At 57.9% G+C, this 25460-nt stretch carries 21 protein-coding genes; 14 read left to right on the top strand and 7 right to left on the bottom strand.

The genetic code is table 11. The features are described 5' to 3' along the window. Positions 1-15: 15 nt before the first annotated feature. The 11 genes from GOW92_RS15065 (at position 16) to GOW92_RS15015 (ending at position 12070) form a co-directional block, all read left to right on the top strand. Complete coding sequence (locus tag GOW92_RS15065) at positions 16-2055, top strand: hypothetical protein (RefSeq protein WP_170561405.1); 2040 nt, start codon at positions 16-18, stop codon at positions 2053-2055. Positions 2056-2122: 67 nt separating this feature from the next. Then, the gene (locus tag GOW92_RS15060) at positions 2123-2767 is read left to right on the top strand and encodes a DUF2460 domain-containing protein (RefSeq protein ID WP_170561404.1); all 645 of its coding nucleotides are present in this window, start codon (positions 2123-2125) and stop codon (positions 2765-2767) included. Beyond that, positions 2764-3603: a DUF2163 domain-containing protein gene (locus tag GOW92_RS15055; RefSeq protein WP_170561403.1), complete on the top strand. Its 840-nt coding sequence runs from the start codon at positions 2764-2766 to the stop codon at positions 3601-3603. The genes GOW92_RS15060 and GOW92_RS15055 overlap by 4 nt, the downstream gene beginning before the upstream one ends. Beyond that, positions 3593-4021: an NlpC/P60 family protein gene (locus GOW92_RS15050; protein WP_170561402.1), complete on the top strand. Its 429-nt coding sequence runs from the start codon at positions 3593-3595 to the stop codon at positions 4019-4021. The genes GOW92_RS15055 and GOW92_RS15050 overlap by 11 nt, the downstream gene beginning before the upstream one ends. Positions 4022-4056: 35 nt before the next feature. Continuing rightward, on the top strand, positions 4057-7950 hold the full coding sequence (locus GOW92_RS15045) for a baseplate multidomain protein megatron (protein ID WP_170561401.1): 3894 nt from the start codon (positions 4057-4059) through the stop codon (positions 7948-7950). Positions 7951-8007: 57 nt separating this feature from the next. Next, positions 8008-8712: a DUF2793 domain-containing protein gene (locus tag GOW92_RS15040; protein ID WP_170561400.1), complete on the top strand. Its 705-nt coding sequence runs from the start codon at positions 8008-8010 to the stop codon at positions 8710-8712. A 12-nt stretch (positions 8713-8724) separates the two neighbouring features. Then, positions 8725-9132, top strand: a complete 408-nt coding sequence (locus GOW92_RS15035; RefSeq protein WP_170561399.1) for a hypothetical protein — start codon at positions 8725-8727, stop codon at positions 9130-9132. A 10-nt stretch (positions 9133-9142) separates the two neighbouring features. Beyond that, positions 9143-9427, top strand: a complete 285-nt coding sequence (locus GOW92_RS15030) for a hypothetical protein (protein WP_170561398.1) — start codon at positions 9143-9145, stop codon at positions 9425-9427. Continuing rightward, on the top strand, positions 9424-11019 hold the full coding sequence (locus GOW92_RS15025; protein ID WP_170561397.1) for a helix-turn-helix domain-containing protein: 1596 nt from the start codon (positions 9424-9426) through the stop codon (positions 11017-11019). The genes GOW92_RS15030 and GOW92_RS15025 overlap by 4 nt, the downstream gene beginning before the upstream one ends. A 20-nt stretch (positions 11020-11039) precedes the next feature. Continuing rightward, a complete protein-coding gene (ssb, locus tag GOW92_RS15020; RefSeq protein ID WP_170561396.1) occupies positions 11040-11480 on the top strand; it encodes a single-stranded DNA-binding protein in 441 nt (146 codons plus the stop codon). 11 nt (positions 11481-11491) lie between these two features. Then, positions 11492-12070: a hypothetical protein gene (locus tag GOW92_RS15015; protein ID WP_170561395.1), complete on the top strand. Its 579-nt coding sequence runs from the start codon at positions 11492-11494 to the stop codon at positions 12068-12070. A gap of 815 nt (positions 12071-12885) precedes the next feature. On the opposite strand, the gene GOW92_RS15010 is transcribed toward GOW92_RS15015, so the two are convergent. Both GOW92_RS15010 and GOW92_RS15005 read right to left on the bottom strand, forming a co-directional pair. Beyond that, the gene (locus tag GOW92_RS15010) at positions 12886-14511 is read right to left on the bottom strand and encodes an FAD-binding oxidoreductase (RefSeq protein WP_170561394.1); all 1626 of its coding nucleotides are present in this window, start codon (positions 14509-14511) and stop codon (positions 12886-12888) included. Positions 14512-14708: 197 nt separating this feature from the next. Then, positions 14709-15332, bottom strand: a complete 624-nt coding sequence (locus tag GOW92_RS15005) for a glutathione S-transferase family protein (RefSeq protein WP_170561393.1) — start codon at positions 15330-15332, stop codon at positions 14709-14711. 112 nt (positions 15333-15444) lie between these two features. Here GOW92_RS15005 and GOW92_RS15000 point away from each other — a divergent pair, with 112 nt between their 5' ends. Next, a complete protein-coding gene (locus GOW92_RS15000) occupies positions 15445-16347 on the top strand; it encodes a LysR family transcriptional regulator (RefSeq protein WP_170561392.1) in 903 nt (300 codons plus the stop codon). A gap of 1146 nt (positions 16348-17493) precedes the next feature. Here GOW92_RS15000 and GOW92_RS14995 read toward each other — a convergent pair. Further along, positions 17494-17643: a hypothetical protein gene (locus tag GOW92_RS14995; RefSeq protein WP_170561391.1), complete on the bottom strand. Its 150-nt coding sequence runs from the start codon at positions 17641-17643 to the stop codon at positions 17494-17496. A 183-nt stretch (positions 17644-17826) separates the two neighbouring features. On the opposite strand from GOW92_RS14995, the gene GOW92_RS14990 reads away from it, so the two are divergent. Then, entirely contained in the window at positions 17827-18543 is a 717-nt protein-coding gene (locus GOW92_RS14990; RefSeq protein ID WP_170561390.1) for a HupE/UreJ family protein, read from the top strand. A 12-nt stretch (positions 18544-18555) separates the two neighbouring features. Beyond that, entirely contained in the window at positions 18556-19170 is a 615-nt protein-coding gene (locus tag GOW92_RS14985; RefSeq protein WP_170561389.1) for a transmembrane anchor protein, read from the top strand. 308 nt (positions 19171-19478) lie between these two features. Here GOW92_RS14985 and GOW92_RS14980 read toward each other — a convergent pair whose 3' ends face one another. The 4 genes from GOW92_RS14980 to GOW92_RS14965 all read right to left on the bottom strand — a co-directional run bounded on the left by GOW92_RS14980 (position 19479) and on the right by GOW92_RS14965 (position 25310). Next, entirely contained in the window at positions 19479-20552 is a 1074-nt protein-coding gene (locus GOW92_RS14980) for a hypothetical protein (RefSeq protein WP_170561388.1), read from the bottom strand. Between the two features lie 71 nt (positions 20553-20623). After that, the gene (locus tag GOW92_RS14975) at positions 20624-22459 is read right to left on the bottom strand and encodes a glycosyltransferase (RefSeq protein WP_170561387.1); all 1836 of its coding nucleotides are present in this window, start codon (positions 22457-22459) and stop codon (positions 20624-20626) included. Continuing rightward, on the bottom strand, positions 22456-24003 hold the full coding sequence (locus tag GOW92_RS14970; protein ID WP_170561386.1) for a hypothetical protein: 1548 nt from the start codon (positions 24001-24003) through the stop codon (positions 22456-22458). The genes GOW92_RS14975 and GOW92_RS14970 overlap by 4 nt, the downstream gene beginning before the upstream one ends. Positions 24004-24089: 86 nt before the next feature. After that, positions 24090-25310 carry an NAD-dependent epimerase/dehydratase family protein gene (locus GOW92_RS14965; RefSeq protein WP_170561385.1) on the bottom strand — a complete coding sequence of 407 codons (1221 nt, stop codon included), beginning with the start codon at positions 25308-25310 and terminating at the stop codon, positions 24090-24092. Positions 25311-25460: the final 150 nt, after the last annotated feature.

Here is a 25460-nt window from a genome sequence, read left to right as displayed (position 1 = left end):
GAAAGGGGCGGCCTAATGGGCGTTCGTGATCTGTTTTTTGCAATCAAGGCCCGCGACGAAACCGGGGCCGCCTTTGACGCAGTTCGCGCAAATCTGCGCGGCATTGATGGCCTGACGGCCACCACGTCGGACAGGCTTATGCGGATGGGTCGCGGCCTGGTCGGGTTTGGAGCGGCCGCCACGGCGGCAACTGCGCCGATCTTTTTAGCGTTCCGTGACTCGCTGTCCCTTTACGACCAACAAGAACAGGCCGAGGCCAAGGTGGCCCAGGCGATCAAGGCCACGGGCGGCGCGGCGCAACTCAGCACTGAGGCGCTATTGCGCCAGGCAACGGCGTTGCAGGGAATAACCCGGTTCGGGGACGAGGAAATCCTAAACGGGGTCACCGCGCAGCTTTTGACCTTCACGAACATTGCGGGTGATCAATTCTTGATGGCCCAGGAGCGCGCCCTGGACCTGGCAACCACCCTGGACGGTGACTTGCAATCGGCCTCTATCATGCTGGGCAAGGCGTTGAATGATCCGGTCAAGGGTCTGTCCGCCATGTCCCGCGCCGGGATTACGTTTTCCCAGGATCAAGCCAAGGTCATTAAGGCCCTGGCCGAAACGGGCGAAATCGCCGCCGCGCAAAACCTGATCCTCGAGGAGTTGGAAAAGCAATATGGGGGCCAGGCCCAGGCGGCGGCCGAGGCTGGCCTGGGCGCAATGGCGCAACTGTCCAACGCTTGGGGCGATCTGAAAGAGGAGGTGGGCGCGGTGGTCGCTGAATTGCTGCCACCGATCACCGGATTTTTCCGCGAAATGGTAAGCGGTTTTCAATCGCTGCCGGAACCGATGCAAAAAACGGTTGTCGTCATGGGCCTGGTGACCGCTGCGGCCGGTCCCCTGGCCTTGGCGCTGGGTGGTTTGTCGATTGCCTTAACAGCCCTGACCGGCCCCGTTGGCCTGGTGATTGCGGGGGTTGGCGCTGCAATCGGCGTCATGGCGGCCCTGTGGCCTGAGACGGACAACGCGGCCGCGTCCACGGACGTCCTGACCCAGGCGTTAGGCGATGAAATCACGCAATCCCAATTGTTGGCCCAGGCATTGGGAACAAACACCACAATGTCGGTTGACGCCGCCCGGAAAAAACTGGCCGAGGCCCGCGCCCGCCACGAAAACGTGGCCGCGATCATTGCGGAACACCGCGCCCTGGCGCTGGGTTCGGATGAATACGCGAACCTAACGGAACAGATTGAGCGCACCCAAGCGGGTCTGAATTCCTTGGGCTTCCCCGCCATTGACGTTGCGGTCCCGATAAATGCCGAGCGGTTCGAGGAGGAACAGCAAGCCCTGGCGGACCTCCTGGTGGAGCGGCAACGGTTGCTTGAAGCTGATGAGGATATGACGGAACAGCTAAAGCTGACCGAGGAGAATATCCGCACACTCGAGGAGGCCCTGGAATCGGCCGAGGGTGGAACGGTTTCATTTGGTGATGGCCTGCTAACGCCGATTGTCCCGGCCGAACGTCTCAAGGGTAGCCTGGGCGGCCTCAAAAAAGAGGTGTCCGAGGTTAAAGACGAATTCGAGGAGGACAGTAAGGCCATTACGCAAGCCCTGGTTGGCATGTTTGACGATGGCCGTTTGACCCTGGACGATTTCAGGGGGTTCATTCTTGATTGGGGTGATCGTGTCCTTGACGACGTTTTGACCCAGGTTTTTGACCCTATCGGGTCCGCCCTGGCGGATTTGGCTGGGAACCTCCTGGGCGGTTTCGGCGGCGGCGGTGGCGGCGGCTTCCTGTCCAGTATTGGCGGTTTCGCCAAGGGTCTTTTGGGCATGGATACCGGCGGCGAAATGGAGGTCACCGGACGATCCGGCATTGACCGCAACGTCGCCGCGTTTCGCGTATCTGCGGACGAAAATATCAAGGTTGTGAAGCGCGGAAACCCCGACGGCGGGCGGCCGGTAAATGTCTACATCCAGACACCCGACCCGGCGGCCTTCAAGGCATCCAAAGGCCAGATTGCGGCGCAAATGTCCCGCGCCGTCGGCCGAGGCGCGCGCAACACTTGATCCCAAACCCGGCGGGCCTGGTCCGCCGGTATTCCCCAACAATTGCGACGAATGGAGGCGGCCAGACATGGCTTTCCTGGATATGACATTTCCACGCAGCATTGCGGCCGGTGTCGTGGGCGGCCCCGAGCGCCGCGTGGACATTGTGGCCCTTTCAAGCGGCGACGAAGAACGCAACGCCAGGTGGAAACATTCGCGGCGATCCTATGACGCCGCCCTGGGCATTCGGTCGGTTGACGACCTGGCAAAGGTCATTGCCCTTTTTGAGGAGGCGGGCGGGCAATTGCATTCGTTCCGGTTCCGCGATTGGTCGGACTATTGGAGCGGTGAAACCGTCAACCTGGCACCCTCCGAAACCGACCAGGTTTTGGGGCTTGGCGATGGGACGGAAACCGATTTTCAATTGGTCAAAACCTACGGGACCCTTGCGCCCTATGCGCGGCCGATCACAAAGCCCATTGCCGGAACCGTAAAGGTTGCCCTGGACGATGTGGTCCAAGCGTCGGGGTGGAGCGTCAACAACCTAACTGGCGTCGTCTCATTCGTTTCCCCGCCTGGTCCATCTGTGAAGGTGACCGCCGGTTTCTTGTTTGACGTGCCGGTCCGGTTCGACACGCCCAGGATTGCAACGGACATGGCGTTTTTCTCCGAGGAGGAGGAACGCGGCGTCGGCACGATCCCCGAAATTCCACTTATCGAGGTGAGAGAATGAGCAACACAACCACGATTGTTCGAGGCTGGAAATTGACTCGAGTCGACGCCCAGGTCCTCGCCTTCACCGATTGCGACGTGGATTTGACGGTGGACGGGGTGACCTATCTTGCGTCGTCTGCCCTGACACCTTCCGAGGCGGTGTCCTCGCTGGGCCTGGCCGTGGATGAACAGGAGGTCCAGGGCGGCCTTAGTTCGGATGCGATCACCGAAAAGGACCTGGCGTCGGGCCTGTATGACGGGGCCGCCGTCCAGGTTATCGAAATCGACTGGAACACCGAAACGCTACACGCCGTAGTCGGCAACTACTACCTGGGCGAGGTGTCCAGGTCCGAGGTTGCGTTTTCGGCCGAATTGCGATCCCAGGCCGGTATCCTGGCCCAGAAACGCGGCCGGTATGTGACCCCGATTTGTGACGCCGATTTGGGGGACGCCCGTTGCAAGGTCAATGTGGCGGCCTTGAAGAAAACCGGCGCTGTCACCCACAAGAGCGGCGAGGCGGATTTCCAGGTTAGCGGTTTGAGCGTTGGCGTTGACGAAAGTTTCGCGGGCGGGACCCTGGTTTGGACCTCTGGCGCAAACCTGGGGCAAACCCAGGAGGTCCGCGCGCACCGTGGATCAACTGTCGGCCTATGGCGCGCGCCCCTGTTTGACGCCCAGGTGGGCGACACGTTTGACATTCTGCCGGGGTGTGACAAGTCATTCGGCACCTGTCGCGCCAGGTTCAACAACGGAAACAATTTCCGGGGCTTCCCGGCCGTGGTGGGTGAGGAGGCGTTTTCCTACGCAAACCAGGGCGAGGCCGGTTTGGACGGGGGGTCGCGCAATGTGTTCTGATCCTGCCGCCCTGGTTTATGCCCGCGCCTGGATCGGGACGCCCTATATCCTGGGCGCGGCGGTTCGCGGCGCTGGGTGCGATTGCGTCGGCCTGGTTCGTGGCGTCTGGTCCGATCTGACCGGCAAGCCTGCACCAACCCCGCCGCCCTGGCGCGCCGATTGGGCCAATTCATCGGCCCGCCTGTTGGTGGACGCGGCCCGCCGTTACCTCGAGCCTATCGACATTGACGCGGCCAAGCCTGGCGACGTCGTGGTCCTGCGGGTCCATGACACCCGCGAGGCGCATTGCGGCATCCTCGAGAATGACGGGCAATTCATACACGCAATGGAGGGCGTGGGCGTCGTCTGCGTCCCCTTCGACGCCTACCGGCCGGGGGTTTCCTACGCGGCCAGGTTCCCAGACGTGGCGGCCGGGTGAGCTGGCCCCGCGTTTCTCTTTTGGAGGTCTGAAACATGGCAACTCTGGTCCTGGCCGCCGCTGGCGCGGCCATTGGTGGCTCTATTGGTGGAACACTGTTCGGCGTATCCGCTGCGGTGATTGGCCGGGCGGCCGGTGGCTTGATCGGCAACTACATTGATCAATCCCTATTTGGTGGCGGCGGTTCTCAAACCATTAGCCGCACGGTGTCAGGTCCTCGCCTCGAGGGCTTGGACGTCCAGAAATCATCCGAGGGCGGCGGGTTGCCGGTTGTTGAGGGTCGCGGCCGGGTGGCCGGGCAAATCATCTGGGCAACGCGCCTCGAGGAGGAAACCATAACGACCACCACGACCAGCGAGTCAGGCGGCGGCGGTGGCAAGGGTGGCGGCGGTGGCGGTGGTAGTACCACGGTCAAAACGACCACAACGGAATATAGGTATTACGCCAACTTTGCGGTTGCCTTGACCGATTGCACCGTGGGCCGCATTCGCCATTTTGGCCGGGTCTGGGCCGACGGGAAACTGTTGGACACCTCGAAACATAAGATCCGCTATTACTACGGCACGGAAACCCAGAACCCGGACCCGCTGATCGTTGCCAAGGACGGCGCGGCCCCAGCATATCGCGGGGTTGCCTATGTTGTGTTTGAACGGATGCGGGTGGATGAATTCGGCCGCCGCATTCCAAACTTTGCCTTTGAGGTAATCGGGCAATCCGGGACAATGGAAACGCTGATTAAAGGCGTGGACATAATCCCAGGCGCAACCGAATTCGGATATTCGCCTGGTATCATCACAAAGAACGGCCCCGCCGGGTCCAAGGTCCCGGACAACGCGATCCGCAACCGCAAAACGTCGGACTGGAATCAGTCAACTAAGATGCTGGGTCATATCCTGCCCAATTGCGACACGGTGGCCCTGGTTGTGTCCTGGTTCGGTGATGATTTGCGGGTGGGGAATTGCGACATTGCCCCGCGTGTTGAGCGACGGCAAAAGAATTCGAGCCGCCCCTGGCGATCCGGTGGGCGTACCAGGTCAAGCGCGATCCTGGTTTCCCACATTGACGGCCGCCCCGCCTTCGGTTCCTCGCCCGATGATCAATCAATCATTGATGCAATCCGGGACCTGAAATCCAAGGGTAAGCGGGTTGTGCTATATCCGTTTATCATGCTGGACATTCCGGCCGGGAATACGAAAACGGACCGCGACGGAAACACCGGGCAATCGGTCTATCCCTGGCGCGGTCGGATCGGCCCGGCGGTGGGTGGCGGTTCAGTGGCGTCCCAGGTGTCAAGTTTCATGGGGAGCGCCCAACCTGGTCACTTCTCCGGTGGCTCTGGTGTGCCGAGTTATTCGGGGCCGAATGAATGGTCATACCGGCGGTTTATCCTTCATCTGGCCGCCCTGGCGCGTAACGCGGGCGGTGTGGACGCCTTCCTGATCGGTTCGGAAATGGTGGACCTGACCACCGCGACGGACCAGGCGGGCGTTTACCCGTTCGTCAATGCCCTGGTCACGCTTGCGGGACACGTCAACAGCATGTTGCCGAGTGCCAAAATATCTTATGCGGCCGACTGGTCGGAATATCACTCGCACCGCAACGGTGGCGAGGTCTATTTCCACCTTGATCCGCTTTGGTCCTCTAGCCATGTCGATTTCGTCGGAATTGACAATTACCTGCCGATTTCCGATTGGCGGGCCGGTACGGATCACGCGGACTATGACCCGGAAAACGGCGTTACGTCGGTTTATTCCCTAGACTACCTGAAAAGCCAAATCGAGGGCGGGGAATATTGGGACTACTACTATGCGAGTGAAGCCGACCGCGCGACCCAGACCAGGACGCCCATTTTTGACGGCGCGCATGGTGAGGACTGGATTTTCCGTCAAAAGGCGATCCGGGATTGGCAAAGCAACGCGCACCACAACCGCCCCGGCGGTGTGCGCAATGCGTCGTCAACCTCCTGGGTTCCAGGTTCCAAGCCTGTCTGGTTTACCGAATTCGGTTGCCCTGCAATCGACTTGGGAACCAACCAGCCAAACGTGTTCTATGACCCGAAATCGTCGGAATCGTTCCTGCCGCACTTCTCGAGCGGCAACCGGGACGATTTTATCCAGCGCCAATATATCCGCGCCACGATTGAGTGGTGGCGGGACAATGGCGGGTCCATCGTGTCGGACGACAATATGTTGGTTTGGGCCTGGGACTCGCGGCCCTGGCCCGAGTTCCCGCAAAGGTCGGACGCCTGGACAGACGGCCCCAATTGGCGGCGCGGTCACTGGTTGAACGGCCGGGCAGGTAGCGCCCCCGCCCAGGAGGTCCTGGCGCGGCGGTTAAAACACTACTACGGCATAGAGGGCGCGGACGTGGACCTGGTGACCTGTTACGGCCAGGCTGACGGTATGATGTTGTCCGGGCCGTTGTCGTTTCGGGAAATGCTGGCAACCTGGGAAACCGGGTTGCGCCTGGATGCGTCGGAACATGATGGGGTCCTAAAGATCGGGTCCAGATCGGCCGCGCGCCTGGTTGCAGACTACACCCCGGACGACCTGGTGGAGTCTGGTTCCGCCCTCTACAACATCACGCGGACGTCCCAGGAGGAAACACCCAGGGTTGCCGTTGTGAAGTTTGCGGACACGGACCGGGATTATCAACCAGGTGCGGCGCGCGCCTCAATCCGGGAACGTCCAGGCCAGGCCGAGGCATCGGCGGAATTGGCGATTGTGTCGGACCTGGACCGCATGTCGGGCGTTGCTGAAATGATCCTGCGATCCGCTGCGGACGACCGGGAAAGCGTGGAATTGGCTTTGCCCCCTTCTTCGCCCTTGAAGCCTGGCGAGGTGTTCACGTTGACGCCCAGGAGTGGCGCGACGGTCCGCTTTATCGCTAACCAGGTGACCAGGGGCGAGGACCGAAAGGTCAAGGCGTCCCTGTTCTCGGGAACCGTGTTCGGCGCGGCTGGTGGCCCTGGCCGCCCCGATCCTGGCACGGTCACGCCTGCGTCCGAAAGTGCGGCGGCGTATCTGATGGACTTGCCGGTCCTGCCTGGCGTCACGATGGCCGACCACCAGGGTTTGGCGTCGTTCGTTTCGACACCCTGGCCCGGTGGCGTTGACCTCTATAGGTCCTCGAGCCAAGAAACCGGGTACGCGCTCAATCTGCGAACCGGATTGCCTGGCACCGCTGGCGTAACCGTCGGGTTCCTTCCTCCTGGTCGGGCCAACACCTGGTCCGGTGAAACCCTCGAGGTGGAACTGTACGCGGGTTCGTTCATTTCGAGGCCCGCCCAGGACATTCTAAACGGCGCAAACGCCCTGGCGGTGGAGCATTCGCCCGGCAATTGGGAAGTGCTGCAATATCGGGACGCAAACCTGGTCGCGGAAAACACCTGGCACCTGACCGGCCTTTTGCGGGGCCAGATGGGAACCGAATGGGTCCGCGATCCTGGCGGCCTGGCAATCGGGGCGCGTATCGTTGCCCTGGACGCGGCGGTCCAGCCTGTGGCGATGCGGGCCGAGGAAATCGGCCGGCCTTTCTACTGGCGGGCCACCCCGTCCACCGTAGACCAGGCCGAGGCCGAGGAGGTTTCCCACACCTTCCGAGGTGTCGGCCGTCGGCCGCTTTCCCCTGTGCGCCTCAAGGCCACCGTTTCAGGTGGGCAACTGTCGTTGTCCTGGATACGGCGGACGCGCGTGGAGGGGGACGCCTGGCCCGACACTGGCGACGTTCCATTGGGTGAGGCTTTCGAGCGTTACCGCGTGGAGGTTGGCCCCGAGGGCGCGCCCCTGGTGTCCCTCGAGGTGTCAGACGCGACCACCGTTTCCGGTGTGGACGTCGCGGCCGTGTCCGGTGTCCAGGAGGTGCGCGTGTCGCAAATCTCGGAAACCTACGGACCAGGCGTTCCTGGTCGGCTGTCGGTGACCTTCTAACCAGGCGCGCGCGCTGCGCGCCTGGCATTCCCTGAAATTCAAGTTGTGGAGGCGTGTATGTCAACCGCCCGCTATGGCCTGCCTTATATCGAGGCGCAACAGGCCCAAAAGCATGTGACCCATAACGAGGCCCTGGACCTCCTGGACGGCCTTTTACCTGGTGTTGTGGCATCCGCCACCGTGGCCGCTGCGCCCGCTTCCCCGTCTGATGGCGAGGCGTATATCGTCCCGACTGGCGGGACCTTTGGCGAGGTAGCCGAGGGCCACCTGGCCGTCTATTCCGGCGGGTCCTGGGTGGACGTCACGGCCACATTCGGCCACCGCGTCCTGGTCCTGGATGAGGCCCGCCACCGGATCAACGCGGGGTCGCGCGGCTGGGTTCCCGGCCAGGTGATCGGCACCCAGGGCGGGACCCTGGGGCTTAGGGCAATTGACTTTGAGGCCGACCTTTCGAGCGGAACCCAGGTCACAATTGCAAACGCGATCCCGCAACGGGTTATCGTCCTGGGCGTCACAACCTGGGTTGCCTCGAATATCACCGGACCCGATCAAATCAAGGTCGGCATTTCCGGCGAACTGGAAAAATTCGGCGGGTTCATTTGGCGGGACGCCCCGTCCTCGAATATCGGCGTTCTGGGGCCATTCGCCACCTACGCGGACACGGATATTCTGATCACCGCGCAAGACGACACAACCGAATTCACGGGCGGAACCGTTCGCCTGTCGGTCCTGGTTATCGAGCCAGGCGCGGCCCCGACATAAGGACACCACCACATGAGCGAATCCGCCATTTTATCGGCCGCGCGCGCTGTCGCGGCCGCCACCTTTCCGACGGCCAAAGATTGGTCCGACGATCCCGCAAACATCAAACCGGAATCCATGCCCGCCTTTGTCGTCACCGTCACACGCGACGGGGCCACCCAGGAGGCTATGGGGTCCGACCTCGAGGAGGTCCAACTAACAATCGAGGTTGAGGTTTTCGACGCATACGAAACCAACCAGGACGGCCGCGAGGTGATCGGGGCAAAAGGCGAGGCGGTACGTGACGCCTTGAAGGCTGACGCCGCCCTGGACGCCCTCCTGGATCGTGTCACGGGGTCAACCTTTGAGGTTGATATTGCATCGGGCCGGAAACGCCTGGCGCGCGCCACCGTCGGCCTTTTGGCCGAGGCGACGTTTTGAGGGGCGGGGCATGAAACCAGAACACATAAACGAATTCTCGGGGTCGATTTTGGGCGTCATATCGTCCGCCGTTGTGGCCGCCGGTTATTGGGTGGTGCGTCGGGTCCTGACCGACACCAAACGCCTAAGCCTCCTGGAACAACGCCAGGACATGCAACACCAGGAAATCGTCAACGCAATCAAGGCCACCCGTGAACAGGTGGCCCAGATCGAAACGTCAAACAACCAGACCACCCAAACCCAGGCGCAAATTGCCGAGGTATTGGAGCGCCTGGAAAAGAGGGGCAGCGAATGACCGGAATAAATCACCGCCCGGCCGAAATCACACCGGCCGAGGCCCGCGCCGCCGTGGTTGCCCTCGAGGCCCACGGCGGAAATGTTTCTGCCACCGCCCGCGCCCTGGAAATCACCCGCGCCAAGCTGCAACGCCGATTGCGCAAGGCCGATATGTGGGGGATTTCAGCACATGGCGAGGTCCTGGCAACCCCAGCCCGCCGCCTCGAGGGTAAGGCGGGCCAGGTCCGCCGGTATCTGCTGACCTGTGCGCAAAGTAACACGGGCATTCACCCCGAGTTTTGGCGCAACCTGGCGGCCCTGTCGGATCACTACCGCGCCCAGATCATGGTGGCGCGGGTTCGCTACAATCACAGCGAGTCCCAGGTGGCCCAGGAAAAGACCAACCGCGCGGCGGACAATGACCTTTGGTATGCGCCCGAGGTGGAGCCATACCTGGCCGACGAACGGGTGGAGATTTGCCCCGGTCTGACCTGGGCGGGTGACATGAACATTATTCCGACGGCCGTTAATCCGCTGTCGGGCCTGGATAGCTTCACGGGCGCGGCCTCCTGCGTGTTTCCCCACCCGCAAATCGCAATGAAATCCGTTGCGACCGCGCCAGGCACGGACGCAAAGTTCAATTTCACCACCGGGGCCGTGACCCTTAAAAACTACATCAAGCGCAAGGCCGGACTGAAGGCGGAATTTCACCACGCATTCGGCGCGCTTTTGGTGGAGGTTGACCCGTCCGGGTTCTGGTTCGCGCGCCAGATCAACGCGACCGATGAGGGCGAAATTTACGACCTGGACGTCCGGGTGGATGGTGGCGAGGTCACCACCGGCAACCGGGTTGAGGTGTTCACGCCTGGCGACATTCACGGCACCAAGGCGGACCCCGAGGTCCTGGCCGCCGTCTGGGGCAAGGACGGCCTGGTCGATACCCTGCGCCCGCGCCACCAGGTCCTCCACGACGTCCTGAATTTCGGGTCCAGGTCGCACCATAATACATTCTTTGACCTGGTGGCCGCCCACTATGACCAGGCCGACACGGTGGAGGGTGAAGTCCGCGACACGGCCGCAATTCTAAATGGCCTGGTTCGTCCCTGGATGGAAACCGTAGTCGCCAAGGCCAACCATGACGAACACCTGGAAAAGTGGATCGAGACGGCCGATTTTCGCCGCGATCCTATCAACGCCGGTTTCTATCTGACCGCCGCCGCCGCCAAGGTGGCCGCGATCAAGGCCAAGGACGCGGCGTTCGACCTGGTGGCCTGGGTCCTGCGCAACGCTGGGCTTGATCCGTCAATCCGGTTCCTGTCCAGGTTTGAAAAGCTGAAAATCGCGGGTATCCGTCACGACCAACACGGGGACCTGGGGCCGAACGGTTCGCGGGGCAATGCGACCAACATTGCCAGGACTGGCGAAAAGGCCAACATCGGCCATTCACATTCCGCCGCGATCTTTCACGGCTGTTACCAGGCCGGGACGTTCTCGCTTTTGGAAATGGGCTATAATCGCGGCCCGTCCTCCTGGTCACATTCTGCAATCCTGACCTACGGCAACGGCAAACGCGCCATTGTCACCCTACGCGCCGGTAAATGGCGCGCCTGACCTCCTGACAAGGAAATCCCATGTATTACGAAAACAAGGTCCACCTGGTGGGCTGTCTCGGGCGTGATCCCGAGGTCCGAACCTTTGGCAATGGCGGCAAGGTCGCAAACCTGCGCCTGGCGACCACCCGTTCCTGGAAAGACCAGGGGACGGGCGAGTGGCGCGAGAAAACGGAATGGCATTCCGTCGCCGTCTCAAATCCCAACCTGGTCCGCCGTGTTGAGGAGAAAACCCGGAAAGGGTCTTACCTGCGGATTGTCGGCCGCCTCGAGACGCGCAAGTGGCAGGACCAAAGCGGCCAGGACCGTTATTCAACCGAGGTTGTGGTGGCTGGATACGACGGCGAATTGGGCGTCCTGGACCGCCCAGGAGGCCAGGAAGGCGGTTCCGGGTATCACGGCGACCAGGGCGGCGGTTACAGCCCCCAGGGCGGCGTGGGTGACGATCATATCCCCTATTGAGAGGTCAGGACATGAACCACGGAGTCCCCGAGGATTGCGGTTGCGCGCCCTGCGAACATGAACGCCTGGGCCACCACGGCCTCCTCGCCCGCTTCCCCGCCAATTCGTCCCGCCGGTTGCGGGTCCTGATCATTGGTCACGGCCGCCACGGTAAGGACACGGCGGCCGAATTTCTGGCCCAGGCCACCGGATACAAATTCGCCTCGAGTTCCGAGTTTGCCGCCCAAAAGGCGGTGTTTCCCCTGGTGTCTGATCTATACCCGGACTGGCGCGCCGCCTATGACGACCGGATCAACCACCGCGAATTGTGGTATCACGCAATTAGGGCCTACAACCTGCGCCCTGGTCCGATGCTGGCCGAGCAATTGCTGGTGGATCATGACGTCTATGTGGGGATGCGATCCCGCGCCGAATTCGAGCGGTCCCGCGATCTGTTTGACCTGGTGATCTGGGTTGACCGATCCGAGGTTTTGCCGCCCGAACCTGGCAACAGTATGGAGTTGACGGCCGAGGACGCGGACTGGTTCCTGGATAACAACCGGGACCTGGAACACCTCGAGGCCCAGGTCCTCGAGTATGTCCTGGGGTGATCCCCGACCACGTTTCCCCCAGGTTTCGGCCTGGGGGTTTATTCTCGTTTTTGGATGGCCGTTCGGTGGGGTGCGCAACACCCCAAGTTTTGCGCATAGGGTGTTGGAACAGGAATTGATTCGCCGGGCAAATCCCGCAACATTTCCCGCAACATTTTTGAAACGGTGGAAAAGAAAAAATGATCTAACTAACTGAAAAACAACGCAAAATAGGGACCTCAAAAATCCGGTTTTAATCCTCCTCGGTCCGCCACTGGTTTCCTGTTGAACGTCACACGAACCTGACCCAACCGTCATAGTTGGACCAGAAAAGCAGTGAATGTTCGACATCAGAAGGCGCCCCCAAAGTTGGACATCAGTTGAATTTGATCTGACTTCCCTTTCGGAAAATCAGAGCTGATTTGCAGATCAGACAGCGAAGCTGCCTGTTCCTGCTAATCTGCCACGTGGCGAACGCGGATGGGGGCGAGGCAACGCTTGTCGACAATAGTGGTGCGGCCCGCAGGCTCTGCCGAGGACACGGTTTTGTCTAATAGGGTTGCCCGAGGGGGAAAGCAGTGTCTTACCCCTGATGGCCAGAGGCGTTTGGCTTGTCCAAATCCCGCTGGCCCTAAAACAAGTGCGGCGGAGCAGGCCGCGCCGTTACTTTTTGCGCCAGAACACGTTGCTTTTCTAAAGAATGCAGTACTGTGCCAAAGGAACGGCGGCTACACACAATACGCGGACTTTATGATGTGCGGTATTGTGCCCAAAACCGACATCCAGCAGAACTCGCTAATGGTACGACCGCAGCACCTAATTTCCAGCATTCGGAACTATGCTCCAAAAGTTTCATATTTGATCTGATCGTTCGGGACGCCGGCGGCCTCCAAGCCGTTTTTCAAACCGGTCATGAAATCCAGAGGACCGCAAATCATATAGAGCGCGTCCGTTCCCGCCTTTAGCGCCAACAGGTCGGCAGCAGTGATCCGGCCTTCGACATCAAACGTTTGGCCCAGATGGTCGGTGCTGCCTGGTGCGCTTAAGAATATCTGTCGGGAGAAACTTGGATTTGCTGCAATCAGTTGACTAACCTCTCTGCCAAAAGCATGGGTGCGTCCATTTCGAGCCCCGTGGACATACCACAATGGCCGATCGTTTTCGCCCGCCAAGGCTTCGTGCAGCATGGCAAGCATCGGTGTCTGGCCGACACCAGCGCTGACGAGAACCAATGGTTTGTCATCGTCGGGGAGTACAAAGTCACCTGCGGGCAGTTTGGCCTCAATCACGTCACCCGCATGCACCTCGTTGTGCAGGAAATTTGATCCGACACCGCCTGCCTCACGTTTGACACTGATCCGGTAGTGAGGATTTGCGATCGAGCCAGACAACGAGTATGTCCGCCGCACCCTCGCGTTATGGCCCGGTATGTCGAGAGCAAGCGGCAAATGCTGCCCCGCAAGGAAAGGTGTCGCCGTCTCGCCGTTTGCGGGCGCGAGATGGAAAGAGGTAATGTCTTCAGCTTCTACAACCTTGTCGATTACAGTCAGTTTTGTCATCGCTGCTGGTTCTGCAGACCACCTCAGGGAAAGCGCGGCTGGCCTGTCGATGACCGTATCAACCTCGATTTCAATGACACGCAGGATGCTTGGGTCACACGCCTCCTCCGGGTCCCACTCGACCGTAGCCCGTCCCGTCATATGTAACATCCCGCCAGTTGTGAAATCGACAAAGAGCAACCCAACACGCGGGTCTTCGAGCAGGTTCCCAATCGTGTTGAAAAAGTTATTGCCTGTATAATCGGGGATGCGCAGGCGCTTCGGCCCAACTACACGGACGAATCCAGGCTCGCCACCACGATGGGAAGCGTCATAGCCGTTGGAAGGCGCTCCGTTAGCGTCCTGTCGCCCCGATCCGATGAACAGGGTGTCTGCGGCGCTTATGTGTTTGATTTGTTGGGAGCTAAGCTGAGCAGATACGACCGCTTCATTCGTCATCGTCGTATCAGTGCGCCACCATTCCCGCTCATTAATATACTTCGGACAGTTTCCAAAGGTCTGATGGATGTCGATTGCGATGCCATCTTTGGTTGGACGCGTCTTGCCGCTAAAGCGATTGCGGCGGCGCGTGGCCAGCTCAATGCCAACCACGCCAATATCTGTGCCCGCCAGAATAGCCTCGCTCAGCGGGTCTTTTGGGTCGATCATTGTTGCTAACGTCAGCGTTCGGGAGTCTGGTGAGTCAATAAATCCATCTGCGCCTTCGATGATAGTCGCCCAGACACGTCCGTGCTCGTCGCCAGAGGCCGCTACCAGAAACGGTTGAGCTTGAAAAAAAGTGCGGTGTTGGTCCGGCATGTGATCCCGGATGAAGGGTGCCACACGTTTGGCAAGCCCCCTGACACCTGCGCGTTCCTGTGCCGCCAGTTCACCTGAATGAAATGGTGTGTCTTCGTCCAACATCGTTCTTTCCTTTTTGCTCAACCCTATCGTCTCAGACCCAGAACATTCAGGCTCGGGTAATCGTCGGGAAGAAACCCCAGAGCCAATAGGATTTGCGACCTTTAGGTGGCTCGGAATGGTTGCGCCACTTACCAATCGGCTTAACGATGGCAGTGGATGCGGTGGGGCTTCGTTCACCATTGGGAATGTCCGTTGAATTACTCAGCTGCAAGACCAACGGCGGTAGCGGGCATTGCTTCAAATCCGGCCAACGCTTCGAACCGTGTAATCCAAGCGCGGACATTCGGGTATGGCTCGAGAGAAACATTTCCCTCTGGCGCATGGGCTGTGTAGGAATAAGCCGCAACATCAGCGATCGTCGGCCGATCACCAACAAGCCAGTCACGACCATCCAGTCCATGTTCCATTTTTTGCATTGCTTTTGCAGCAGTCGCTGCAGCAAAGTCCACGTCAAGAGGCGCGCCAAACACCGTAATCAGCCGTGCAGCACATGAACCAAAGGCTATCTCACCGGCAGCGAGCGTGAGCCACTGCTGAACGTTTGCTTCTCCCACTGCATCATTCGGCATCCATCCGGGTGCGTACTTGCGAGCGAGATACACCAAAATAGCGTTTGAATCAGAAACAACGGTTTCGCCATCTTCCAGCACGGGCACCTGCCCATTCGGGTTCATAGCAAGGAAATCAGGCGATTTGTGCTCACCAGCAGCAAGATCAACAAAGACAGCTTCATGGTCAATTTCTGCGAGCTTAGCAAAAACCAAAGCGCGATGCGCGTGGCCTGATTTGGGGAAGTGATGAATACGAACGAGGTTTGACATTTAAGAGCTCCTGCTTGGGCGTGTCATTTCCCGAAACAGATACGACTTGCGCATTCGTGCGATAATCGTCAATTTTGGGAAAAGTTTAAGCCCTGAAAGGGCGCAATGAGCCATGGATAAGATCGACCGCATGCGGGCCTTTGCGCTTGTCGCAAAGAACGCCTCCTTCACAGTTGCCGCACAGCGTGTGGGACGATCTGCGCGGCTGGTCAGCAAATACGTCGCGGATCTGGAAGAGGCGCTTGGCGTTCAGCTTTTGAACAGAACCACACGCAGTGTGTCTCTGACGGACGCCGGCGCAACGTATCTGGCGATGTGTGAACCGCTTCTCGACGGCTTCGACGAGTTGGAAGAAACCGTTAGAAACCAACAAGGGGCTTTGCGCGGTATCATCCATATCTCAGCTCCGACGGGATTTGGATCGGTGCGGCTCGCGCCCTCTCTTGCGGATTTCGCTGCAAAGCATCCGGAAGTAGAGATCGACCTTCGTCTTTCGGACAGAAGGGTGTCAATCATTGACGAAGGCCTGGATCTTGCGATCCGCATCGGACCGATGCGGGACAGCTCACTCAAAGTGCGTCAGCTTGGTCCGATGCCTTTGGTCGTCTGCGCATCTCCAGCATATTTGAAACGCACTGGAATGCCGGCGCATCCGCGTGCGTTGGAGGCCCATGAATGCATTCTGGACGGCAATATGTCGGAACCTACGATCTGGCGTTTCAATTTGGACGATCAGGAATTGGCGGTCCATGTCGACGGCCGGCTTCGCGCTAATGCACCGGCAGCATCAGCAAGGCTGGCCGCCACTGGCATTGGGATTGCCCGCTGTCCGGCCTACACTGTTTCAGAAGCTCTCAAGACGGGAGAATTGGTCGAGCTATTTCCTGAGAGACGCGTGAAACCCTATGTAGTCGCTGCGCTGTTTCCGCAGAACCGCCGATTGACGACCCGCGTGCGTGCGCTTATCGATCATCTTGCAAGCGACGCGTCGCTTTGCTCCGAATTAAAGGAGTGATCCAGCAAAAAAACAGTCATGAGAAGCCTTTAATGGTGTACGGCCTACTGTGAGTTCCTGTTTTGAGTGCCTCTTGAACGACCTCCGCTTTGGCCTGAACCTGCCGACTGCTTCCGTAGCATCTTGGGAAAGAGGCAAGGGCAGCGGGGGGGCTGCAAACCGTCTAATTCACATGCACCAGCCAAGTCATGCTGCAATGTCTGGTAAGGGCTCAAAGCAAGCATTCTCCGCAATTCTGCCCAAGGCCCACTTTCGCGAGGGCCACTGAAAGTGGAAGACCTATGAGTCGCAAAAGGTAAAGCTGGTGCGCTACTTGAATACCCGATGTCGCAAAATCAAAGGTTTGGAGAACTCGGAATGGCAACGTTATGTGTCGCTCCACATTCCTGTTGAACGTCACACGAACCTGACCCAACGGTCATAGTTGGACCAAAAAAGCAGTGAACGTTCGACATCAGAAGGCGCCCCCGACGTTGAACATAGGTTGAATTTGGTCATTGCGTCACAAACTAACACGCCACCTCCATTTCATACTCCCGCAGACAGTTTGGTTTGATCTGACTTCCCTTTCGGAAAATCAGAGCTGATTTGCAGGCCAGACAGCGAAGCTGCCTGTTCCTGCTAATCTGCCACGTAGCGAACGCGGGAGGGGGCGAGGCAACGCTTTTCGGCAGGGGTGGTGCGGCCCGCAGGCAAAGCCGAGGACACGGCCCTGTCTAATGGCGTTGCCCCAGGGGAAGGACCGCGCCCTCACCCTGACGGCCAGGGGCGTTTGGCTTATCCAAATCCCGCTGGCCCACAAAAGGAAAGTGATGAGGTAGCGGGCTTGCCGCCATTTGCGATTGAACCCTTCTGCCAAACTGACAAGATCACTGACCTGCACATCTGGAAGGTTGGCCCGAGGTATTATTCAGTCATCGTCTCGGTCGCTTCAACAGCTCCAAGATCACCAGACGAATACAAGAGCCTGATAGGTTGAATTGACCACGTGGCGAACACTACGGTAGAAGTGAACAAAATCATGGCAGCCGCACAAAGGCTGCACTCACCGGGCAGACAGATGTGATGAAACAGGCTTACGAGCACATTCAGAGAGTTGGCCTAGCTGCCCTCTGTCTATCGTTGGTGGTTTGGTCCGTAACGCCATCATTCTCGCACGCACCAGCGGTTTTTGAGACGATCCAAGATCATCTGGAAGTGGCCGACGATCATGGCCATTCGCACGGGTTCGAAGAAGACCTCTTTTGGGCGGTGCACGGCCACAGTCACGATGTAGCTGATCACGATCACAACCAAGCGTTTCTCTCCAGTGGTCCCGGTACCGCTCCTGAATTACACATAGGCGAGGCTTGGCGAGGGCTGGTCGCAACCCGCGGTCCCACTCGCCAGTTTAGGATAGATCGACCTCCGCGCGCTTGATCGGCACTGCGCGGCTCTCGCGCTCGACTGATCAATCCAACTATTAAGCGGAGTTAATCCATGAAAACCCTTAATGAGGGCGTCAGGCGCAGTTCTAAGCGTCTCGCGTTCTTCATCCTATCCATGTTGTTGCTATCTACACGCGCAGCATTGGCGCATGATGTTACGCCCGGCGATGCTGGCTACATCCAAGAAATCTGGGGTGTGCACATCATCCCCTTCATGTACCTCGGGGCCAAACACATGGTCACGGGCTACGACCACATCCTGTTCCTCCTCGGCGTCGTCTTCTTCCTCTATCGGTCTAAAGACGTTGCAGTCTACGTGAGCCTATTTGCATTGGGGCATTCCATCACGATGCTTGCGGGCGTCTGGTTTGGCTGGGGCATCAGTTCCTACATTGTGGATGCCATCATCGGTCTGTCCGTTGTCTACAAAGCGCTCGACAACCTTGGGGCCTATCAGCGGTGGTTCGGCTTCCAACCCAACACAAAGGCGGCGACTTTCATCTTCGGCCTGTTTCACGGCACTGGCTTGGCAACGAAGATACTGGATTACCAGATCGCACCAGACGGGCTGCTGCCCAACCTGCTGGCGTTCAATGTTGGCGTCGAGATCGGTCAACTTCTGGCACTCGCTGCCATCCTCATCGTCATGGGGTATTGGCGGAAGAGCGCCAAGTTTTTCGAACAAGCCTACACCGTCAATGTCGTCATGATGACCATCGGCTTTGTGCTGATGGGCTACCAATTCACCGGCTACATCGTGGCCGCATAAGGAACTGCACAGATGTTTAACGCAAAGAAACCGAGCCTCGAAGAATTGCCCAGCTCGGCCCAGCTTCTTCGATCCACCGTCATCGCGGCTGTCAGCGCCGTAGCGATACTGGTCGCTGTCGTGCTGCCTGCGGAGTACGGGATCGATCCAACGGGTGCAGGCCGCATGCTTGGCCTGACTGAGATGGGTGAAATCAAGCAGGAACTGGCGGATGAAGCCGAACAAGACCAACAGCTTCACGGGGCTGATCAGTCGTCCAGCCTATGGGATAACGTGTTCGGTCTGTTAGTTGGCACAGCACACGCTAAGGAGGCGTGGCAGGATACAATCACGTTCACGCTCGAACCGGGTGAGTTCACCGAGATCAAGGCAGCCATGGAAGAGGGAGCGACCCTATTCTACGCGTGGGTGGCCGAAGGTGGCCGGGTCAATTTCGACCTTCATGCACACGCGGGCGACCAAAACGTGACCTATGAGAAAGGGCGCGGACAGACCGAAGGCGAAGGTAGTTTTGAAACCCCTTTCGCAGGTGATCATGGTTGGTTCTGGCGCAACAGGGACGATGAGCCAGTCACTGTTACGCTCAACCTAAATGGCGCTTACTCGGGCATTGTTAGAAGCAAGTAAATGCGAAAGCCGCGCATCCGGGAACCGGGTGCGCGGCATCGAAGCGGCTGTTCGATATTGCGACTTCAATGGCGGCAAAGCCCGCCTTGTGGCGACTGATCGTCAAACCCTTGAACGTCCATCACTCAACCAGAGATCGCTTCACATAACACCCATTCGGCGACGTTGATGGCGAGTAGCGACGAATTGAAAAACCAAATAGTTTTGTTTCTCCGAGGCCATAACGAGATGCCCGCTCGGAACTCTTCAGTCGGATCGCAAAAGTCCGTACCTGAATGTCCATAACCTTCCATTTGCTCCGCCTCACTTCACGAGCCTGGATGCGCAATATTGTCAATTTTACCGCTATGCTTTTCCTTTGCAATTGCACCTGCCATGGTCCGTACAGTTGCTCCGCGGAGTGGACCTGATGCGCAAATTGACCAAAGCTCGCGATCCCTGCAAAAACGGTTCTGAGCCTTGATTGTACGTGAAGTCATCATCCCATCGATCCGACCTTGATAATACCCGAATGCGCGAAGTTCTTTCTGTAACACGCGAACCCACGCATTCTTGTTGATCCAAAAGGCCGTGCTTGCTGCCTTGGCGTAGTTTTCTGGTTGAGTGACTTCAAGGATATCTTCGACTTCCGACCAGAACTGAGTGGGATTTATTTCTGCGGCAAGCTTAATCAGCTCTGGCGACAACACCCGATCAGAAATGCCTGGAACTTCGGCGAGCATTGAACGTGTTTGAATAGCCTCTTCGCTTCTATCAGGCTGCGAAGACAGATAGACCAGTGCAACTGCGGCGTACCTCGCGTCACCCCCAAGGCCTGCACGCACAACTTGCTCTACGGCTGTATCCGGCGCCGGTCCTCTTAAACGTTTCCAATTTATGCGCACCACTAAATCGCGCGCCGCATTTTGATCACCGCTCTCCGCAATACGCTCCAAGATCGCTCGTCCCTGTTTGACGTCTGAAGCAGCGCCCAACTTTCGATCGATGTGTGCCGTTGCCAAAAGCCGTTCTGCGCCGGGTAGGTTGTCGCGGGCGCCAGCCCGGAGGAGCTCCAATGCAACGTCACCCCGTCCCATCTCCATTTCAACTCGTGCCAGAGATGCAGTGGACCAAGGGTGACCAGCATCGACGGCGCTCGCATACCATTGACGCGCTGCTTTTAGATCTTTTTGCGAGCCGATCCCATTTCGGAAATAGTATCCGACCCGATCTATTGCTGGAGCGTACCCACTTTTTGCCAATGACGTCATTGCGGCATGTGCCGCAACTGGATCGGCCTGCTCCTGCTTGATAAGAGCCTTGAATTGTAAGCGTTGTTCCTGTGCAGCGCCCACACTTGCCAAAGTCAAAGCTAAGCTAGCGGCCAAAGCTATTTGTCTCATTTTACGCTCCTCTACTGAGTCTCGTGTTTGGTGTCGGCCAATCTTCTGTGGCAGAGATTGAAATGTTGTCATCATGCAACGCGTATGGGCTTGTCGGGAACGATGTCGCGTCGGATCGCGAGCTCAAGGTTTTCGGCGCGGATATCGATCAAAATGCTGAGCATGGATTCGAGTGTGAAATAGGCCCGCAAGACCCGAAATATCAGGTATTCTGGTAGCGCAAGGATGCCGCGCGGCACACCGTTTAGCAGCGAAGCAACCACTGCCACGATCGCAGGCGCACCTGTGGTCACGGCCACGATGGATTGCCATACGATAGGGGTATTTTCGTTAAACGCGACGCCCCACTCTAAGGTCCCAAAAATTATCAGAGGGACAAGCATCGCGCGGCGTGCGGAGTTTACCAGCATGTAGGGCAGGATAACCTTCCCCCTTAACGTCACGTTTGGTCCATAGATCAGGTCCCGACAGCGTGACGAGATGTGATAGATTGAGCGGAACCATCGCATGCGTTGCTCACGCATATGGCTGTAGGATGACGGCACTTCAGAGATGTAGCGGATTTTGGGATCAACAACCGAGTGGAAGCCCAACTCACCAATACGGAGCGAGATGTCGGTGTCTTCACCATTCATCCCTTCAACAAAACCGCCCAGTTGGCGTGGGTGTTGCGTGCGGTAGACAACGAACATGCCCGGGATACCCACAACTCCGTTCACTGCTCCCATGGCAACTGAGTAAAAGCCGTGCTTCACAAGAACTTCCAACAGGCGAGCCCGGTCAAAAAGGGCTCCACCTGGTGGTACAGGCACGCCGCCTACAACACCTACGGAGGGATCTGTGAAGTATGGCATAGCTCGGGAAAAGTTATCTTCGCCCACAAGAGTGTCGGCATCGACACGCACAAGAAACTCGGTCTCGCAAGCATCAAGACCTGCGTTGAGAGCGTTAGATTTGCCGGGCTTCGGAACATTGATCACGCGCCCCTTTGCGGCCTTGCATGACAAGAGTGTTTCGCGCGCGATTTCTTCTGTGTCGTCGGTCGAATTGTTGTTCATGATTAGAACGTTAACTTCGCCACCATAGTGTTGTGCGGCGCGATCCATCGCGTTGATTGTGTCTTTTATGATGTAAGACTCATTATGCGCGGGCACGATGACCGAGACGGGTGGATTAAAATTGGGTTTCTTGGCGGTCGCCACATCGTAGATAGCAAGCACATAAAGCTGCCCAAAAAGCACGGGCAGGAACAGAAATACGCCCGGCCCAATGCCTCCCAACAGCGTCAGACTGCGCATCACTTCGACCACATGCAGACCCAAACCGCCAACCCACATCGCGACTCCTGCCGCGATGGCAATTGTGACACCAAGGCGCAACAAGGCACGCATTTGACTAACCGGAATATGTTGGACACGTATGCGGGCCGGCATGAAACCACGCTCCAACAGTTTGAACGAATATACCGCAAAGCCGAACAAACCAGACGCAATGGCACTGAAATGCAGGGAGAAGGATGATCCGAGGATGTCTTCTGCCATGACATTTGCCAGATCGAATACTGCGCAGCCTGCCAGGAAGGTCAGGACCAGATCCAGGCCAAACATCGAACGCCCACGGAAATCGCCGGAGCCGAATGCAGCAAAAGCGACAAAGAACGAGATCAGGAAGATCCGGATCGCAATGGCGTGCCGCCCCGAATGGGCCGAAAACACATAGTCACGGTTTGGAAATACCTGTGCGACAAAGTCAGTGTTCACGATCCAAAGTTGTGTTGTGGCAAGCAGCGCAAACACCGCCAGCATCTTGGGTGCCTGCCATTCTGAAACCGATCCGGCAAAACGTTTGGGTGCGCTGTCGACCGAGACAAAGTTGATCTGTTCGCGCTTGTCATCAAGGTCACTCATCCTTTTGCCTCCGGTAATACCGGGGCGGCGGGCGTCACCAGTAGTGCAAGGCCGACATGCGACATTGGTTCGTTCGGCAATAGTTTTTTAATGGACAAGCCTTGGGTGGCACTGACTTGCGTGACTAACCAGGTGGCGCCAGCATGAGGTAATAGCGGGGCAGGGTGACCTGGGCCCAGGACATGGATGTGAACCTTTCTTCCAGCCGGTTTGAGTTCAACGCCAGCCGGTATCACTAGGTCCAACATGCGGCTTGCCGCGGCAGCGTCCAGCGGGGTTAGTTCTGAAGTCATGGCAATGTTGACCGGCCCAACATTATCCAAGGCGGTGTGTAGTTCGGACATTGCGTTGGCAAAGGGCATGTCACTAATGATCAAACGGGAATGAGGTAGTAACTCCGCCACCAGTTCAGGGCCCTGATCACACACGCCGTCTTTCGGAGCGGTCGTTGTCGCCACTACTTCGAGCGTATTTTTGGCGACCTGAATATCAACCGGGAGGTCAACTAACGTTTGGTACTCGGTTTTAGACCCCTTGGTATGCTCTTGAAAAACAAGTCGGTTGTTCAGCGTTACGGTGAGCGACCAATTCTGACCATGCATGAGGTGCCCAAGCTGCATGCGCAGGTCCAACTGGCTGGGTATGTACTGGCCGCTGCGCCCTCCCAAATCGAAACGCTCACGCCATACAGCTTGTCTGTAAAAACGGCGCAAACCGCCATTCGTTCCTTTTTGCGCCAACGCGCCCACCGTTCGCCCATGTACATCGGTTTCAGGAGAGGCTGGAAGTGCCGCGCGTAGCTCGAGTGTATTTAAGGCTGGTTCTTGTGAGGCCGGAGCAAAGACGGTTGCAAGGCCCCGTCGCTGGAAGTGGGTTGCCAACACCAAGCGGCGAAGCTGTTCGTCCTTTTTCAGCCAATCGGGCCAAGCAACACGCACGACATGACCCCAGGCACGCACCTGATCGCGTACACTGTGCAGTGGCCGATCCAGCGTCAAAAAAACGGCACTGGTCGTTTCAATCTCAACAACGGCTTCGAAACCGTCCTGCGAACCACACTGGATTTGAGGGCCAGTGCCCTGCAGCGAGAAAGAAACGACCAGTTGGTTCCCTGCAAAGTCCAGCTGTGAAAGAGGAATTTGCAGGGAACGTCCCACCTCGCCTGAACGCAGCAGCATCTCGCCTCGGCGGGTATTATTGATTGAGATGCGCAGCACCCCTTCAACCCCATCCAGAACCTGAGACGTTGCATCGATTTGGAGGTATCCAGACGTCGGGCGTGCATCCACTGGCATCATGAATGTGACGCTCTGGTAGGCGGGAAAACCGGATAAAATGACCGGATGGTCCGGATCGGCGCGCATAACCACGGCTTCGTACACATCCTGCGCTTGGGCGGGTGTGCGGTGCTCAAACACCAGTTGCGGGCCGGACGTTACTTCATGGAGGTAGCGTTTTCCTTGTTCCAGAATGTTCATTGTCGATAGCAGGAGGGCTACGCCTGCCAAAAGAAATCCCATGAGCCCAATGCCAATCATGCGCATGTTTTTCACTGTAATTTTATGGTTTTAAGTAACCGTTCGCGTTGGCCCCACCTCCAAGCGGGACCAACACGGGCGGTGCAGAGGGGTCAGGCCACCTTGTGTGGCTTTGGAAAGACAACGCCGGGCCGTTGTTTGTGGGTCCAGGTTGAAACACATGGGATCATCTTGTGAATGCACCGGCCGGCGTATTTTGCAGCTATCTTTTGTGTTTCGTCGATCAACCCTTCGGCCAGTGTGATCGGCTTCAGCCCTAATGAGAGAAAGGTTTTGTTCGAAACTCGCAGATCATTTTCAGCGGCTTCGTTGCGTGGGTTGTCCACGTTGGCGATCCGCGCGTCAGAAATATCTGCAACCAGTTTGGCTAGTTCGCGCACGGTATGCGTTTCAGTCATCTGGTTGAGGATTGCAACTTTGCCGTCCTTTTCAGGCGGATTTTCAACGGCCAGGGCAAGGCACTTCACGGTGTCCTGAATGTGGATGAACGCCCGTGTCTGGCCACCTGTTCCGTGCACTGTCAGCGGGTGACCAACGACGGCCTGCATCAAAAATCGGTTCAATACGGTTCCGTAATCTCCGTCATAGTCGAAGCGATTTATCAGGCGCTCGTCCAGTTTAGTCTCGTCCGTTTGAGTTCCCCAAACGATGCCTTGGTGCAGGTCAGTAATGCGCAACCGGTCGTTTTTTGCGTAGAATTGGAACAGAAGTTGATCCATGGATTTGGTCAGATGGTACACGCTGCCGGGGTTGGTCGGGTACAAGATATCACGCTTCGTGATCTGCTTATCGTCACCAGGGACATAGACCGGCAAGTAGCCTTCAGGAATTTCCAACCCGTCATCATCGTATCCATAGACGCCCATAGTCCCGAGGTGGACAAAGTGTGGGTCTAAACCCAGAGCGACCGATGCCGCCAGTAAGTTGTGAGTGCCCGAAATGTTGTTGTCGACGGTGTAGCGTTTCTCACCGACACCCTTCATCGAATATGGTGCGGCGCGTTGCTCGCCAAAGTGCACAATGGTGTCTGGTTTGATCGTGTCCAGCAAAGTGGTGACGGCGTCAAAATCCTGTGCAATGTCGATGTTTTCAAATGCAATGGTATTGCCTGAATGCTCTTTCCATGCGGCAAGTCGATCATCCATGGAGGCAATTGGCGTCAGGCTGTCAGAGCCCAACGCCGCATCAATTTCACGGCGCGACAAGTTGTCGACGATAGTAATGCTATGACCCAGCTTTGATAAGTGGAGCGCCGTTGGCCAGCCACAGAATCCGTCGCCACCGACCACTATGATTTTTTTTGAATCTTTCATTTTGATGTTCCTCTGCACGGGCCCCTCCAGGCGACCCTTTTCAAGATGAACTCAGGTGTAGAGACCCGGAGCGAAACGTGCCGGGGTGCGAGAGTATAGATTGGGGGGATTAAGGCTGGGGCAGCTATCCCGACGGGTAGGGTGGATAGG

The organism is Ruegeria atlantica, assembly GCF_013032505.1.
GTDB lineage: Bacteria > Pseudomonadota > Alphaproteobacteria > Rhodobacterales > Rhodobacteraceae > Ruegeria > Ruegeria atlantica_F.
This window is presented reverse-complemented; position numbering and strand designations above follow the sequence as displayed.

What these genes read in the sequence shown, in the direction of transcription:
- GOW92_RS15005 (WP_170561393.1), bottom strand. Translation starts at nt 15,332, where the DNA reads ATGTCAAACCTCGTTCGTATTCATCACTTCCCCAAATCAGGCCACGCG.
- GOW92_RS15060 (WP_170561404.1), top strand. Translation starts at nt 2,123, where the DNA reads ATGGCTTTCCTGGATATGACATTTCCACGCAGCATTGCGGCCGGTGTC.
- GOW92_RS15055 (WP_170561403.1), top strand. Translation starts at nt 2,764, where the DNA reads ATGAGCAACACAACCACGATTGTTCGAGGCTGGAAATTGACTCGAGTC.
- GOW92_RS15000 (WP_170561392.1), top strand. Translation starts at nt 15,445, where the DNA reads ATGGATAAGATCGACCGCATGCGGGCCTTTGCGCTTGTCGCAAAGAAC.
- GOW92_RS14975 (WP_170561387.1), bottom strand. Translation starts at nt 22,459, where the DNA reads ATGAGTGACCTTGATGACAAGCGCGAACAGATCAACTTTGTCTCGGTC.
- GOW92_RS14980 (WP_170561388.1), bottom strand. Translation starts at nt 20,552, where the DNA reads ATGAGACAAATAGCTTTGGCCGCTAGCTTAGCTTTGACTTTGGCAAGT.
- GOW92_RS14965 (WP_170561385.1), bottom strand. Translation starts at nt 25,310, where the DNA reads ATGAAAGATTCAAAAAAAATCATAGTGGTCGGTGGCGACGGATTCTGT.
- GOW92_RS15045 (WP_170561401.1), top strand. Translation starts at nt 4,057, where the DNA reads ATGGCAACTCTGGTCCTGGCCGCCGCTGGCGCGGCCATTGGTGGCTCT.
- GOW92_RS15065 (WP_170561405.1), top strand. Translation starts at nt 16, where the DNA reads ATGGGCGTTCGTGATCTGTTTTTTGCAATCAAGGCCCGCGACGAAACC.
- GOW92_RS15010 (WP_170561394.1), bottom strand. Translation starts at nt 14,511, where the DNA reads ATGTTGGACGAAGACACACCATTTCATTCAGGTGAACTGGCGGCACAG.
- GOW92_RS14970 (WP_170561386.1), bottom strand. Translation starts at nt 24,003, where the DNA reads ATGCGCATGATTGGCATTGGGCTCATGGGATTTCTTTTGGCAGGCGTA.
- GOW92_RS14985 (WP_170561389.1), top strand. Translation starts at nt 18,556, where the DNA reads ATGTTTAACGCAAAGAAACCGAGCCTCGAAGAATTGCCCAGCTCGGCC.
- GOW92_RS15025 (WP_170561397.1), top strand. Translation starts at nt 9,424, where the DNA reads ATGACCGGAATAAATCACCGCCCGGCCGAAATCACACCGGCCGAGGCC.
- ssb (WP_170561396.1), top strand. Translation starts at nt 11,040, where the DNA reads ATGTATTACGAAAACAAGGTCCACCTGGTGGGCTGTCTCGGGCGTGAT.
- GOW92_RS15015 (WP_170561395.1), top strand. Translation starts at nt 11,492, where the DNA reads ATGAACCACGGAGTCCCCGAGGATTGCGGTTGCGCGCCCTGCGAACAT.
- GOW92_RS15040 (WP_170561400.1), top strand. Translation starts at nt 8,008, where the DNA reads ATGTCAACCGCCCGCTATGGCCTGCCTTATATCGAGGCGCAACAGGCC.
- GOW92_RS15050 (WP_170561402.1), top strand. Translation starts at nt 3,593, where the DNA reads ATGTGTTCTGATCCTGCCGCCCTGGTTTATGCCCGCGCCTGGATCGGG.
- GOW92_RS15035 (WP_170561399.1), top strand. Translation starts at nt 8,725, where the DNA reads ATGAGCGAATCCGCCATTTTATCGGCCGCGCGCGCTGTCGCGGCCGCC.
- GOW92_RS14990 (WP_170561390.1), top strand. Translation starts at nt 17,827, where the DNA reads ATGAAAACCCTTAATGAGGGCGTCAGGCGCAGTTCTAAGCGTCTCGCG.
- GOW92_RS15030 (WP_170561398.1), top strand. Translation starts at nt 9,143, where the DNA reads ATGAAACCAGAACACATAAACGAATTCTCGGGGTCGATTTTGGGCGTC.